The sequence below is a fragment of the Marinobacter similis genome (genome assembly GCF_000830985.1).
Lineage (GTDB): Bacteria > Pseudomonadota > Gammaproteobacteria > Pseudomonadales > Oleiphilaceae > Marinobacter > Marinobacter similis.
Window position 1 is genome coordinate 1,295,273 of sequence record NZ_CP007151.1, and the last position, 13,481, is coordinate 1,308,753.

A 13,481-nucleotide genomic window follows, 5' to 3' on the forward strand; every position below is an offset into this window, starting at 1 on the left:
ATCAAGCAGTTGCGGGCGGGTCAGGGAAGTAGGGTAAACGGCCCCGATGCCGCGCGATGTCGGCGGTAACAGGTGGGCGCTGGGCGTGCATGCAGCCGAAGGACCTTGCGGTCATGGTTGCTCCGTCAGTCAAACTTGAACGCTGATGATACGTGGTCGGTCTCGCAGGTCAAGTCACCCGGTACCGGATCACGTGTATACTCTGTGCAAAAATTTCTGAGGCCACATTATGAATGCCACCTACCCAAATCTACTGAAACCGATGGATCTTGGATTTACCGAGCTGAAAAATAGGGTGCTGATGGGTCCATGCACACCGGCCTGGAAGACCGGTTCTGGAATATCCACAAATTAGCCCGCTATTTCGCAGAGCGCGCTGAAGGTGGGGTGGGTCTTATGGTGACCGGTGGTTATTCGCCCAACCTGGCCGGTCAGCTGGCGCCGTTGGCCTCGACCATGAACAACCGTGCGACCGCGCTGCTGCATCGACACGTTACCGGTGCCGTCCACGAGGCCGGCGGGAAAATCTGCCTGCAGTTGCTGCACGCCGGACGCTACGGCTATCAGCCATTGATCGTTTCGGCCTCAGCCACCAAGGCACCGATCAGCCCGTTCAAGGCCCGTGCGCTGTCCAGCAAGGGTGTAGAGCGGCAGATCAACGATTTTGTCAGCGCCGCCAAAATGGCCCGCTTTGCCGGTTACGATGGCGTGGAAGTGATGGGCTCCGAAGGCTACTTCATCAACCAGTTCCTGTGTGAGCGAACCAACAAGCGTACTGATAAGTGGGGTGGTCCCTACGAGAACCGCATGCGCCTGCCGGTGGAAATCGTTCGCCGCATTCGCGAGGCCGTCGGGCCTGAGTTCATCATTATCTACCGCCTGTCGATGCTCGACCTGGTAGAAGATGGCCAGACCTGGGATCAGATCGTCACACTGGGCAAAGCCATCGAGAAAGCCGGTGCCACCATTATCAATACCGGTATCGGCTGGCATGAAGCCCGGGTGCCAACCATCGTGACCTCGGTGCCAAGAGGTGGGTTCGCCGATGTAACCGCGAAGTTTTACGGCGAGGTGGATATCCCTCTGTGTACCACCAATCGCATCAATACCCCGGAGAAAGGTGAGGAGATCCTCGCTGCTGGCAAGGCCGATATGGTGTCCATGGCCCGGCCGTTGCTCGCCGACAGCGAGTTTGTCCGCAAGGCCGAGCAAAATCGCGCCGACGAAATCAACACCTGCATCGCCTGCAACCAGGCCTGCCTGGATCACGCCTTTCAGGCCAAGAGGGCCAGTTGTCTGGTTAACCCCCGAGCCTGTCATGAAACCGAACTGGTACTCACTGTAGCCCCGGTTACCCGCGCGTGGCGGTGGTCGGAGCCGGTCCCGCAGGCTTGGCGGCGGCCACCACGGCCGCCAAGCGTGGCCACAAGGTAACCCTGTTTGAAGCGGATGATCAGATTGGCGGCCAGTTCAATTACGCCAAACGCATACCGGGGAAGGAAGAGTTCTACGAGACCCTGCGCTACTTCAAGCGCCAGATCGAGTTGCTGGGTGTGGATCTGCAACTGAATACACGGGTCGACAGCGACCAACTGGCCAGTGCGGGCTTTGATGATGTGATCATTGCCACGGGTGTGAAACCGCGGACGCCGGCCATCGAGGGTATCGATCATCCCAAGGTGTTGGGCTATCTCGACGTGCTGCGCCACAACAAGCCAGTGGGCAAAAGTGTCGCGGTGATCGGTGCCGGCGGTATCGGCTTCGATGTCAGTGAATTTCTCTCCCACGACTTCGGTCAGCATCCCGAGGGTGAACAGGTCAGCGTGCAGGCCTGGCAGGCGGAGTGGGGCGTGAACCCTGATTATGAAGGACCGGGTGGACTGGCGGAGCGACAGCCGACGGCATCACCGCGCAAGATCTACCTGATGCAGCGCAAAACCGGCAAGGTTGGTGCCGGTCTGGGCAAAACCTCGGGCTGGGTGCACCGCAACAGCCTCAAGCACCGGGATGTGGAGATGCTGCGGGGTTGTCGCTACGACCGAGTAGACGACGATGGCCTGCACATCACCATCACCGACAAAAATGGCAAGGCGGTGGAGACCCGCGTGCTGGACGTGGACCACGTGGTGTTGTGTGCCGGACAGGAACCGTTCCGGGAGTTGTATGACCAGATCGTTGAAAGTGGCGCCAGGGCGCATCTGATTGGCGGTGCGGATGTGGCTGAAGAGCTGGATGCGAAACGGGCGATTCGCCAGGGAACCGAGGTTGCGGCGAAACTCTGAAACTCTCCATTCGGGGCCTATTTGGCCCCGAATTGGCTGGTTGTGACGCGTTGCGTCAGTCAGGTTACCGGGCGGCTTTCAGCGCGTTGGATATTGCTTCGGCCTCGGCCTCCAGAACCTGGCAATGCAGGCTGTTGCCCTGTTGCAGCGCATGTGCCAGCTGCTTCTGCTTCATGTCATAGAGCCGGCTGAGAATATCGGCTTGGCTTTGTTTCATCGGTGTGTCCATGGCTACCTCCCCCACTTTAACACCTGTGTCAAAATCTTTTACGAGTAGCGCCAAATATCGGCCTTCCACTGATAAAGATGCATAACGTGGGCCATGTGTTACAGAGCTAGCGGCCAAATCTTGAACGGTAGGCGCCAGGCGCCAAGCCAGTGTGCTTCCGGAACAGCCGGCTGAATGAGCTGACATCCTCATATCCGACAGTGTTTATTATTTCGTCAATTGGCCGTCGCGATGTTTCCAGATGATGACGGGCGTGCTCCACCCGCAGCAACTGCAAATAGGTGTTCGGGGTGTCGCCAGTGGCCGCCTTGAAGCGCCGCAACAGAGAGCGCTCGCTAAGACCCGCCTGATGAGCGAGTTCCGATAACGCAATGGTTTGGGTGAAGTGACTGTCCAGCCAGTCCTGCAGCTGCAGGACCGTAGCGTCGGCGTGGTAGCGTTTTGCCTGAAGGGCGCTGTACGGCGCCTGGCTGGTACGCCCGGCGTCAATCACAAACGCCTTGGCCAGCTGCCGGGACGCATCTGGTCCGGCGTAACGCTCCACCAGATACACCCCCAGATCCCACCAGGCCATGCCACCGCCGGCACAGGCAATGTCGCCATCAACCGTCACCAGCTTTTCCGGCCGGCAGATTACCCCCGGATAACGCTGACGGAACTGATTGCTGAAGCCCCAGTGGGTGGTTGCCTCGCGGCCATTCAGCAGCCCCGCCTCCGCCAAAAGAAACGCTCCGGTGCAATTACTCGCCAACAGCTTTGGAGCGCTGTCCTGTTGCGATAACCAGCCCACCAGCTGCCGGTTGTGTGTGAGCACGTCGATGATGGGGGCGCCAATGGTGGGCACGATAATGATATCCGCCGGCGACAACTCACCATCATTCCAGCTGCCATCGGCCAGCAGGGTGATGCCATTGATGCAGCGGCAGGGATCGCCGTTCTCGGTGAGAAGGCGGGTTCGGAACAGCGGTTCGGGCGGTTCGCCGTGGATTCTGGCCCAGGTCACACCGGCCAGACGGAACAGGTCAATAATCCCCGTTATGGCGCTGGCAAGGGCGCCGTCGAAACCAATTACCGCAACACTGTGCATGATGCCTCCAAAGTAGGGTGCTGGTGCGGGTATTGTTTCCGGGACTGTGTGCAGCAGGGATGCTGCACGCAAGCGTACAGGGACGTATTTACAGCGTGTCCCGGGAACAATACCCGCGTCGGCAGCCGGGCGGTTCAACTAATTGGCGATATTGGCCAATATTATGTCATAAATGCCGGTTTTCTAACCCTTGTCGCTGTGACACTCTGTGTGCCATTAAAAGGAGAAGCACAATGACCGACACCCTGATCGATCGCCGCGACCTGGCGTTTCAGCTCTACGAAGTCCTCGATACCGAGACTCTGACTGAACGCGAGCGCTTCAGTGAGCACAGCCGTGACACCTTCGATGCCGTGGTTGAAACCGCCGACCGCATCGCCCGGGACAAGTTTGCCACCCACAACAGCGCCGCCGACAAAGACGAGCCAAAATTCGTGGATGGTGCCGTGGAAATGCTCCCGGCCGTCAAAGAGGCTTTTGACGCCTATGCCGAGGCCGGGTTCATTGCCGGGCGCTACGACTACGATCTGGGTGGAATGCAGCTGCCGGAATCAGTCATGGCGGCCTGCAACGGCTTCTTCACCGCAGCCAACCCAGGCACGGCCGGTTATCCGTTCCTGACCACCGCTGCGGCCAACCTCATTCGGGTGTTTGGTAACGAACAGCAGCAGCAAACTTACCTGCCGCACATGCTGTCAGGTCGCTTTACCGGCACCATGGCGCTGACTGAGCCCCACGCCGGTTCGTCGCTGGCGGACATCCGCACCTCGGCGACACCAACCGACGACGGCGACTACCTGATCAAGGGCGCGAAAATCTACATCTCCGGCGGCGAACAGTCGCTGACGGAGAACATCGTGCACATGGTGCTGGCCAAGATTAAGGGTGCACCGGCCGGGGTTAAAGGCATCTCGCTGTTCATCGTGCCCAAGTTCGTGGTGGATGAGGACGGTAACGCCACCGAACGCAACGGGGTGAACCTGGCCGGGCTGATTCACAAGCTGGGCTACCGCGGTACCACCTCCACCGCATTGAGCTTTGGTGATGACGCTCCGTGCCATGGCTATCTGGTGGGCGAGCCGCACCAGGGCCTGAAGTACATGTTCCAGATGATGAACGAGGCCCGCGTGGGCGTTGGTTTCGGTGCGGCTGTCATCGGTTATCGCGGCTATATGCACAGCCTGGAGTATGCCAAGGACCGGCTGCAGGGTCGCAAGCCGTCGGAAAAGAACCCGGAAGCACCTCAGGTGCCGATCATCGAGCACGCCGACGTGCGTCGCATGTTGCTGGCCCAGAAGGCCTACAGCGAAGGTGGCCTGGCGCTGTGCCTGTATGGCGCGCGGCTGATGGACGACCAGCACACTCACCCGGATGAGCAGAAGCGACAGGAAGCTGGCAAACTATTGGACCTGCTGACTCCGGTGATCAAGGCGTGGCCTTCCGAGTACGGGCCAAAAGCCAATGATCTGGCGATCCAGGTTTACGGTGGTGCCGGTTATACCCGGGAGTATCCGGTGGAGCAATGCTGGCGCGACAACCGTCTGAACCCTATTCATGAAGGCACCAACGGCATTCAGGCCCTGGACCTACTCGGGCGCAAGATCTGGCAGGACCAGAGTCACGGCCTGCAGCTGCTGATGCAGGAAATGCAGCTGGACCTCGAGGCCGCTACATCCGATCGCTGTCAGCAGTGGGCGCTGTCCTTGAGTGAAACCCTGCAGCAGGCAGTGAAAGTCACCCAGAGCCTGGGTAAGTCACTGATGAGTGAGAATCCGGACCGGGTGTTGGCCAACGCTTCGTGCTACCTGCACCTGTTTGGCCACATCATCGTGTCCTGGATGTGGCTGCGCCAGGCGAATGCAGCGGAGAAGGCGCTGGCGACCGTGAGCAACGACAATGAGCGCAATTTCTACCAGGGCAAGATTCAGGCGGCGCAGTATTTCTTCCATTGGGAACTGCCCACTGTGGCCCAGGACCTGGTATTGCTCAAGAACCAGGACGACACCTGCCTGGCGATGAAAACGGAGTGGTTCTGAAGCGATAGGCCAAGAGCCGCTAGCCACGAACTAACGCGAACTAAATAGTGTCGGCCGTCATAGCGGCGGCCGGTAAGTGGCGAAATTCATCACTGTGAGCCAGACTTTACGGGTCCGCCGCTGCGGATGTGTCTCGGCATGTTGAGTCCCAATAAAAAGAATCACTCAACCACAAGGATGGATTAGCCATGACAACACCCAATGCGTCTTCGGCCGCCGTGCACTGGAGCGTGCAGGGAATGCTGGTGGAATACCTCACGTCTGGACGGCTGGCGGAAGTGGTCTATCGCGACAGCGCTGGCCAGATCCGCATGGTTCACGATGTCATCAGGGACCTGTTCAGCCGGGCTGGCCATGAATATATTCTGCTGGGCCGGGGCAGTATGGTCAGTCTTGACCACATCATCACCCTGGATGGTCGCACCCTTGCCGTAAGTCGTTAGTAACCAAACGGTAATTCCCGAGTAATTGTATGTGGCGGTGTGTAACCGTAACCTGATGTTGTTTTATCACGGACCAACAGAGGGACATGGTTATGAACAAGTTCACACTGAGCGCGCTGGCATTTGCCATGACACTGGGTCTTGCCGCCTGCAGCTCCGAGGACGAAGGCGTCGATATGGATCAGGCTGCCGATAACGCCGAAGAGATGATGGACGATGCCGGCGATGCGGCCGAGAACACCTACGAGGATGCGACTGGCCAAAGCGCCTGGGAGCAGACCGAGGACGCCGTTGAAGATACAGCCGAAGAAGTGGCGAGGCTGCTGAAGAAGCAGGTGAAGCCATGGAAGAAGGCTACGATGAAGCTACTCAGTAAATGGGTATGAAGAACCGGCACAGGTCTCCTGTGCCGGTTTTTTTGCGTCTGGAGAAAAGAGTTGTGCACGAACCAGCGTGCAAAGACCCTTGTCAAAAAACAGTAACGGTTTCGACTTGTTCCTGTTTCTCCGTTGTCACAATTCCTGTCGAAACTGATCCCTCAATAACGAACGTCTGTTCTGATAAGAGAGGGAATCATGGCCAAGCACGATCTTGATCCGAACTACCTGGATCCGAATTACGAACCGGTCGTCAACCAGACCGGCAACAACCCGTTCCATGAAGTGCTGGCTGCCCGGCTGAAGCGTCGTGCAGTCATGAAAGGCACCGTGGGTGCGGCGCTCGCCAGTATCATGGGCATGACTCTGGTCGGTTGTGACAGTGACAGTGACGGCGATGATGACAGCGCCGGTTCCGCGGCCAACGCGCAGACCGAGCTGGGCTTCAAGGCCGTCCCCGTGTCCAATGCCAATCAGGTTGTTGTTCCCGAGGGCTATTCTGCCACGGCATTTCTGCCCTGGGGCACCCCGATTACCGGGTCTTACCCTGAGTTCCGAGCCGATGCCTCTAGCACCGGCGCCGAGCAGGAACAGCAGGTGGGCATGCACCACGATGGGCTTCATTTCTTCCCGATTGACCAGAAGGCCGGGGGCAACAGCTCCACCGAAGGCCTGCTGGTGATGAACCACGAGTACATCAATCAGGCTGCCTTGCACCAGAATGGCGCAACCTATGTCGCCGGTGAGCGTCCTGCCGACGAGGTGCGCAAGGAAATCGCCGCTCACGGTGTCTCCGTGGTACACATCAAGCAGGACAGCGAAGGCACATGGGACGTGGTGTTTGGCAGCCCATTCAATCGCCGAATTACCGGTGGCACCGAGATGGACATTCGTGGCCCGGTTCGTGGTAACGCCAAATTAGTGACCAAGTTCAGCCCGACCGGCACCGAGACCCGGGGCACGCTGAATAACTGCGCCATGGGTCCGACCCCCTGGGGCACCTACCTGGCCGCCGAGGAAAACTGGCACGGCTATTTTGCCAACAGCAATCCTGACCAGCCGCGCGAACAGACTCGTCATGGTGTTGGTAATTCCAGCCGTTACGATTGGGAACTGGCCGATAGTGGTGCCGACGAATACGTACGTTTTGACGTGACGCCGGGTCTTGGAGATCCAGACACAGACTACCGCAATGAAGCTAACACCTACGGCTACATGGTGGAAATTGACCCGTTCACCCCGGAAGCCAAGCCTCAGAAGCGCACAGCCCTGGGCCGTTTCGGCCACGAGGGGGTGATCTTCGCACCGGTAACCGAAGGCAAGCCGGTGGTGTGCTACTCCGGTGACGATTCCCGCTTCGAGTACATTTATAAGTTTGTCTCGTCCCAGCCATACTCGGCAGCAACCGCTGGTGGTTATCTGCTGGATGAGGGCACCCTCTACGTCGCCAAGTTTAATGACGACGGCAGCGGGGAATGGCTGGCCCTGTCCCTTGAAGATGCGGACTTCGCCGCTAAGGTGGCTGCTGCCGAAAGAACCATGGTTGGTGATATCGATTTCGATGGCTTCGAGGATCAGGCTGACGTTCTGCTGAACACTCGCCTGGCCGCCGACATCGCCGGCGCCACGCCGATGGACCGCCCGGAATGGGGCGCTGTGGATCCGAACACCGGTGAGGTTTACTTCACCCTGACCAATAACTCCAACCGGACTGAAGAGCAGACCGACGCCGCCAACCCCCAGGCGGAAAACCGCACTGGCCATATTATTCGGTGGACGGAAGAGAACAACGACCATGCTGCGATCAGCTTTGACTGGGATATCTTTGTCTTTGGCGGCGAGCAGGGCACCGAAACGGTTGTCGACGGTGAGGCAGTCGTCACCTTGGACGACGACAACATCTTCAATAGCCCGGATGGCCTGTGGTTCGACTACAACGGCCGTCTGTGGATCCAGACCGATGGTTCTGACGCCGAGCCCTACCAGAACAACATGATGCTGGCGGCCAATCCGGTCACCCGCGAGATCAAGCGTTTCTTCGTGGGGCCGGTGGGTTGCGAAGTCACCGGTGTGGTGACCACGCCCGATGTGAAAACCATGTTTGTGAACATCCAGCATCCGGATGCCAACTGGCCCTTTGGCGCTGAGGGCGACCATCCCCGGGATGCCACGGTGATCGTGACTCGCAACGATGGGGGCGTGATCGGGGCGTAAGTTCAAATCTAAGCGGGTAACTTTTTCAAGCTGCCGCAAAGCGAGCTGGTACTTCCGAGGGGCCAGTCCGCTTTGCGGTTTTTTGTTTTGCTAGGGTACTTCGGGGCCGTGATAGACTGCCAAGGTAGTCCATTTAAGGAGGCGATATCTTGGCCGCACCGGAGCATATTCCTGCAAATCCCGATCCCGTAGCGCGTCGTTCCGACCCGGCCCGTAATCTGGCCGTGGTGGTTTACATACTTCAGGCGTTGTCGTTTTTTGTTGGAGGCATCACCGGGTTGGTGGGCGTGATCATCAACTACGTCAAGCTGGACGATGTCCGCAATACCTGGGTTGAATCGCACTTCCGGTGGCAGATCCGGACCTTCTGGATCGGGCTGCTGTGGACAGTTGTCGGAATCGTGACCATGCCGCTGGTCATTGGCTGGTTTATTCTGCTGGGTATCTCAATCTGGATTATTTACCGAATCGTCAAAGGCGCCCTGGCCTTGAACGAGGGCAAGACTCTCTGATGGGCAGGCACCATGGATCTGCGGTTCGAGCGCTTCAGATAACTGAATTTTTTCGCTCATAGCGTGCTGACGTAACTCAGAAAACACAGGCCTAGCGAGAAAATCAGAAACGCGAACGCTACCCGGGCCCTGCGGTGCGGGGGCACCAGACTAGGCTGGTGCATTGGCTCCGGGCCGCGTTCGGGGGTCATACCGCAACCAGCATCATAGAGTGCTGGGCCACTTTGGCCTCGACACACAGAGCGCAGTTGTTTCTCTGGCAGTGCTCGGTATCGTGAAGGTGCATGCGTGCCTGATCGTCCGGGTTACGGTTGTTCAGGCCTCTGTAGATGTGAATGTGCCGGGTGAGTGCACGGGAAGCTTTTTCGGCTGTGTCGAAGGGGCCGAGGTCTGCCTGTTCACGGGTAAGGGCGTACCAGCCATATATGGTGTGCAGTAAACGACCACGATGTTCGCTGGGAATTGATGTACCTGTTCGCATTTCTCTGCCTCTCTGTAGCGCATGATTTGGCTACGCAGTGGAACAACCGGTCCTTTTTGTTTTAGCCCGTTACCCAGCTCCGTGGCAGCGGATGTGTTACTTCACGTAAGATGAAGCAAATTGGTTCCAAAAACATTGATAATTGTGACATCTATCACAAAAATAAAGGTCAATCGTTCGTTACTTCCTTTAATTTCAGGGCACTGACCATACCCGCAAACCCCATCAGACCAAGCACCAGAATCACCGCAACCTCTGACACAAGTGATACGACGGCGGTGAGGCCTCCGGTCACTAATAAAAGAACACCAATGACGGTATTGCTGACCGAAGTGTAGTCGGTGCGTTTGTTGCCTCCCGCCATGTCCACCAGATAGGTTTTCCGGCCCAGCCGGACGCCGGCGTGGGCAATGCTCAGGCAGAAAAAGGCGATAGGGTAGAACCAGACGCCGGCAAAGTCGGTTCCGAAAATGAGGGTGCTGATGCCAACCACCAGGCAGACGCCGCTGGCCATGGCCGCGCCCCGGATCATCACCCGGCGGCTCGAGGTGTCGGCCATCCAACCCCAGAAGCTGGCACTCACGGAGCTCGCCAGGCTGCTTGCCAGCAGGAAAACACCCAGCATCCAGCCAATGTCGGATTCCTTCTGGGCGAGTACCACAAAATAGGGGGAAGCCAGGGCCGAGCACAGAAGCAGGGCCCGGGTGATCACAAAGTGCCGGAAGGGCGCGTCATCGCGCAACAGCGACAGACTTTGCACTGCATCCTTGAGGGCGTTGCCACCGCCACCGGTTTCACCTGCGTATTCGTCCACGCCGGCAAACAGGAATCCGGCGACGACCCACAGGCCGGCAGCGAGCACAAGCAGTGCGCTGTAGAAGGCCAGGCTAGGGTCGCCCCGATCCCAGAAAAGGAGCACCGTCATGATCACCGTCGCCGTGCCCCCGAGGGTGGTAGCTAGCCCTGAAAGGCGGCCCCGGCGGGTCTTCGGGATGCACTTGCCCTGAACATCTTTCATGGATACGGAACAAAATCCACGGGCGAGGGAGAAAGCAATCAGGCAGGCCACGATGCCAGCGCCAGCAGCATAGCCCTGAAGGAACCAGACGCTGGCAGCCATGCCTAAGACACTGAGAGCCTGGCCAAAACTGCCCAGGGTCCAGAACCACTTGCGAACCGCCTTCTGCCGGACCCAGGCCCCGATCACCATCTGCGGAACCATGGAGCCGGACTCCCGAATGGGGACCAGCCAGGCCACCAGGGCCGGCGCGCCAACGGCACTCATTAACCAGGCAAGCACAGTTTTCGGGCTGGTCAGCAGGTCACCGAGTTTGGTCAGCACGTTGCTCGCCAGAATCAGAAAGAAGTTTCGGGGCACTTCCCGGCAGGCTTCGGCGGGAATGTCTTTGCAAACCCGTGCATCTTCCTCATTGGCAATCAGGCTATAGAGTTGGTCAAGAGTGTCAGAGTTCTGCTTGGGCAAACCGATGTCCTCGGGGCAAGTGAGCGGCAAGGATACCAGTACTTCAAATACCCCTGAACCCCGATGTACGTTGCGGTGGCGTGCGCAGACCAAAAGTAGCCAGGTTCATCCCAGGCTACTTGCTTGCCTGACGTTTTTGCTTGGTGCTTAATGGGCGCCTGAAACAGGGAACCGATCTATGCTCAGTTATCTTCATGCCTTTCACGCTGGCAATTTTGCTGACGTTCAAAAGCACTCAGCTTTGGCACTGGCCGCCACCATGATGCAGTCCAAGAAGTCCGGGATTGCCTTCATGGATACTCACGCTGGCAGTGCTGTTTATGATCTTGGTAGCGAGCGGGCCCGAAAAACCGGTGAAGCGGATAGCGGTATACAGAAGCTCTGGGAGGCACGCGAACGCCTCAGTTCATCGGACTGGCAACCAATGCTCAGTGTTCTGGCTGGCCTGAACGGAAAGGTAGGCCAGCTCAAACGTTACCCGGGATCGCCGGCCTGGTTTCGTCATTTTTTGCGGGACGATGATTCACTGGTTACCTTTGAATTGCACCCAACGGAAAGTGAGCGACTGTCTGATTGGGCATCGTCCCCGAAAATTCGGGTGGTAAAGTCCGATGGCCTGTCAGGCATGCTCAATCAACTTCCTCCCCGGCAGCCACGGCTGCTGGTTCTGATTGATCCGTCTTATGAGATCAAATCCGAATACGCGGATGTCGCGGCAACTCTGCAAAAGGCGTGGCAGAAATGCCGTCACGGCGTCTATCTTATCTGGTACCCCATACTGACCAGTGGGCTCCAGCAGGAACTGATCGATGCAGTGCGGCAGGGTTCAGTCCGGAAGGTGCTGCGAAGTGAGGTTTATCTTGAACAGCGGCCGGAGCGCGGCATGACCGGCTCAGGCATGCTGGTGGTTAACCCGCCCTGGGGTTTTGATGATCGCCTGTCGGCGATGATCGAAGAGATCAAGGAGGGCCCGAAAGGCCTCGGTGTCAGCCACCAAATGGACTGGCTGGTGCCGGAGTAGGATAGGGCCACGACCGTTGCAGGAGTAGTTTGATTGGTCGAATCAAAGGACGCGCAAACCCAACCGCCCTGTTTGCCGGGCGGATTGGTTCCCATGGAACAGTGGGAAATCCCTGAAATCTCTGTTCACCGCTCGCTCAAAGACGGGCTGCACCACATTTTAGTCCAGCTCCACATGGCCGGGGATGACGGGGCGTTTCAGAGTCTCGACGATCTTCCGGACTTGTCGGATCAACAGCGCCAACGATTTGCCCCCGAACCGGATTTTTCCGCGTTGGCTCAAGCGCTGGCTCAGAAGATTGAGCAGAACCGGGCCGAATCCGCCAATCCCCGTGCAGTGGCGCTTTTGGTAGCCCCGCCGTTTTCAGGTGTTCGGGAGGCCCTGGCGCGCTGGCCGCTCGCCAATATTGCTGGCGGCGCGCCGGGGGAAGGCCATTGTGTCATTGCGCCGCCACAAAACTTGCTGATGAACGAGGACGAAGCGGCGCATTGGTGGGACGCGCAGGAATTGACTCGTCCCTGGGTGATTCCAGAGCTGGCGGACTTCTGGCTTCGCCACATGTCGGGCCTGGCGCTCATTCGCGAACTGTTTCGACGCATCGCTGCTGGCGATGCCGGCCAGGGCATCGTTGGCTGCTCAAGCTGGTGTTGGCAGTTTTGGGTCAATTACATACCGGACCTGAATCTGGCACCGAGCACCCCGGCACCACTCGATAGCAGTTTGCTTGGTGCGTGGCTCGCGCACTTGAGCGAACGCAATAGCCGCCCCCCGGTAACGGCCCGAATGACCCACGACGGACGTTACGTGCTGCCACTGGACGAGCAGATTGACGGTGAAAAGGTCAAGCGCAGCGGGCTCTTGAGGGACCTGGCTGCGACCTCCCGGGGCAACGGCGGGGTTGCTCTGGCGATCTGGCGCAGAGCGCTTCGAGCCGAACCGGAAGAGGGTGCCGAAGGCGCTTCACCGCAGAGTACCGATCAATCCGATCAAAACAGCAGGAAACAATCCCGGTGTTGCTGGGTGATTCCATTGGATCAGTTGAGCTTACCGATCATGCCCCAGAGCCGGGAGCGTTCCGTCGGCTTCGTTTTGCATGCACTGCTGCTGCACGATGGGCTGGATGAAACCGCACTGGAATTGGTAACCGGTATATCACCGCATCAGTTAAGTCACGCGCTGTCCCGGCTGGCGCGGGCCGAGATCATTGCCCGCAGTGAATACAGCGGGCGCTGGCATGTGACGGCCCTGGGCTACCCGACCACACGGCGCCACTTGCAGACCTGGGGCTTTCCGGTCGATGCCTTTTGAGGATATGA

The 13,481-nt window shown here is 58.4% G+C and carries 11 protein-coding genes and 1 pseudogene; 8 read left to right on the forward strand and 4 right to left on the reverse strand.

The features are described from left to right. The first annotated feature begins 229 nt into the window (after positions 1-229). Positions 230-2,282, forward strand: a pseudogene (locus AU14_RS06080) (FAD-dependent oxidoreductase). A 64-nt stretch (positions 2,283-2,346) separates the two neighbouring features. Here AU14_RS06080 and AU14_RS19620 read toward each other — a convergent pair. Together AU14_RS19620 and AU14_RS06085 are read right to left on the reverse strand one after the other, a co-directional pair. Then, complete coding sequence (locus AU14_RS19620; protein ID WP_169745958.1) at positions 2,347-2,511, reverse strand: hypothetical protein; 165 nt, start codon at positions 2,509-2,511, stop codon at positions 2,347-2,349. Between the two features lie 106 nt (positions 2,512-2,617). Next, on the reverse strand, positions 2,618-3,598 hold the full coding sequence (locus tag AU14_RS06085) for a GlxA family transcriptional regulator (RefSeq protein WP_041339684.1): 981 nt from the start codon (positions 3,596-3,598) through the stop codon (positions 2,618-2,620). 233 nt (positions 3,599-3,831) lie between these two features. On the opposite strand from AU14_RS06085, the gene AU14_RS06090 reads away from it, so the two are divergent. The 5 genes from AU14_RS06090 (at position 3,832) to AU14_RS06110 (ending at position 9,180) form a co-directional block, all read left to right on the forward strand. After that, positions 3,832-5,634, forward strand: coding sequence for an acyl-CoA dehydrogenase (locus AU14_RS06090; RefSeq protein ID WP_041339686.1), 1,803 nt, complete (start codon positions 3,832-3,834; stop codon positions 5,632-5,634). A gap of 188 nt (positions 5,635-5,822) precedes the next feature. Continuing rightward, a complete protein-coding gene (locus AU14_RS06095) occupies positions 5,823-6,077 on the forward strand; it encodes a hypothetical protein (protein ID WP_041339688.1) in 255 nt (84 codons plus the stop codon). A gap of 92 nt (positions 6,078-6,169) precedes the next feature. Beyond that, a complete protein-coding gene (locus AU14_RS06100) occupies positions 6,170-6,463 on the forward strand; it encodes a hypothetical protein (RefSeq protein ID WP_236744479.1) in 294 nt (97 codons plus the stop codon). 189 nt (positions 6,464-6,652) lie between these two features. Then, the gene (locus tag AU14_RS06105; RefSeq protein ID WP_041339690.1) at positions 6,653-8,668 is read left to right on the forward strand and encodes a PhoX family protein; all 2,016 of its coding nucleotides are present in this window, start codon (positions 6,653-6,655) and stop codon (positions 8,666-8,668) included. 149 nt (positions 8,669-8,817) lie between these two features. Next, the gene (locus AU14_RS06110; protein WP_041339691.1) at positions 8,818-9,180 is read left to right on the forward strand and encodes a DUF4870 family protein; all 363 of its coding nucleotides are present in this window, start codon (positions 8,818-8,820) and stop codon (positions 9,178-9,180) included. A 187-nt stretch (positions 9,181-9,367) separates the two neighbouring features. Here AU14_RS06110 and AU14_RS06115 read toward each other — a convergent pair whose 3' ends face one another. Next, positions 9,368-9,661, reverse strand: a complete 294-nt coding sequence (locus tag AU14_RS06115; protein ID WP_041339693.1) for a DUF6316 family protein — start codon at positions 9,659-9,661, stop codon at positions 9,368-9,370. 169 nt (positions 9,662-9,830) lie between these two features. After that, positions 9,831-11,144: an MFS transporter gene (locus AU14_RS06120; protein WP_041343697.1), complete on the reverse strand. Its 1,314-nt coding sequence runs from the start codon at positions 11,142-11,144 to the stop codon at positions 9,831-9,833. Between the two features lie 178 nt (positions 11,145-11,322). Here AU14_RS06120 and AU14_RS06125 point away from each other — a divergent pair, with 178 nt between their 5' ends. After that, entirely contained in the window at positions 11,323-12,165 is an 843-nt protein-coding gene (locus tag AU14_RS06125) for a 23S rRNA (adenine(2030)-N(6))-methyltransferase RlmJ (protein WP_041339694.1), read from the forward strand. 93 nt (positions 12,166-12,258) lie between these two features. Next, positions 12,259-13,473, forward strand: a complete 1,215-nt coding sequence (locus tag AU14_RS06130) for a MarR family transcriptional regulator (protein WP_052472139.1) — start codon at positions 12,259-12,261, stop codon at positions 13,471-13,473. Positions 13,474-13,481 lie beyond the last annotated feature (8 nt).

What these genes read in the sequence shown, in the direction of transcription:
- AU14_RS06095 (WP_041339688.1), top strand. Translation starts at nt 5,823, where the DNA reads ATGACAACACCCAATGCGTCTTCGGCCGCCGTGCACTGGAGCGTGCAG.
- AU14_RS06105 (WP_041339690.1), top strand. Translation starts at nt 6,653, where the DNA reads ATGGCCAAGCACGATCTTGATCCGAACTACCTGGATCCGAATTACGAA.
- AU14_RS06090 (WP_041339686.1), top strand. Translation starts at nt 3,832, where the DNA reads ATGACCGACACCCTGATCGATCGCCGCGACCTGGCGTTTCAGCTCTAC.
- AU14_RS06115 (WP_041339693.1), bottom strand. Translation starts at nt 9,661, where the DNA reads ATGCGAACAGGTACATCAATTCCCAGCGAACATCGTGGTCGTTTACTG.
- AU14_RS06125 (WP_041339694.1), top strand. Translation starts at nt 11,323, where the DNA reads ATGCTCAGTTATCTTCATGCCTTTCACGCTGGCAATTTTGCTGACGTT.
- AU14_RS06130 (WP_052472139.1), top strand. Translation starts at nt 12,259, where the DNA reads ATGGAACAGTGGGAAATCCCTGAAATCTCTGTTCACCGCTCGCTCAAA.
- AU14_RS06100 (WP_236744479.1), top strand. Translation starts at nt 6,170, where the DNA reads ATGAACAAGTTCACACTGAGCGCGCTGGCATTTGCCATGACACTGGGT.
- AU14_RS06085 (WP_041339684.1), bottom strand. Translation starts at nt 3,598, where the DNA reads ATGCACAGTGTTGCGGTAATTGGTTTCGACGGCGCCCTTGCCAGCGCC.
- AU14_RS19620 (WP_169745958.1), bottom strand. Translation starts at nt 2,511, where the DNA reads ATGGACACACCGATGAAACAAAGCCAAGCCGATATTCTCAGCCGGCTC.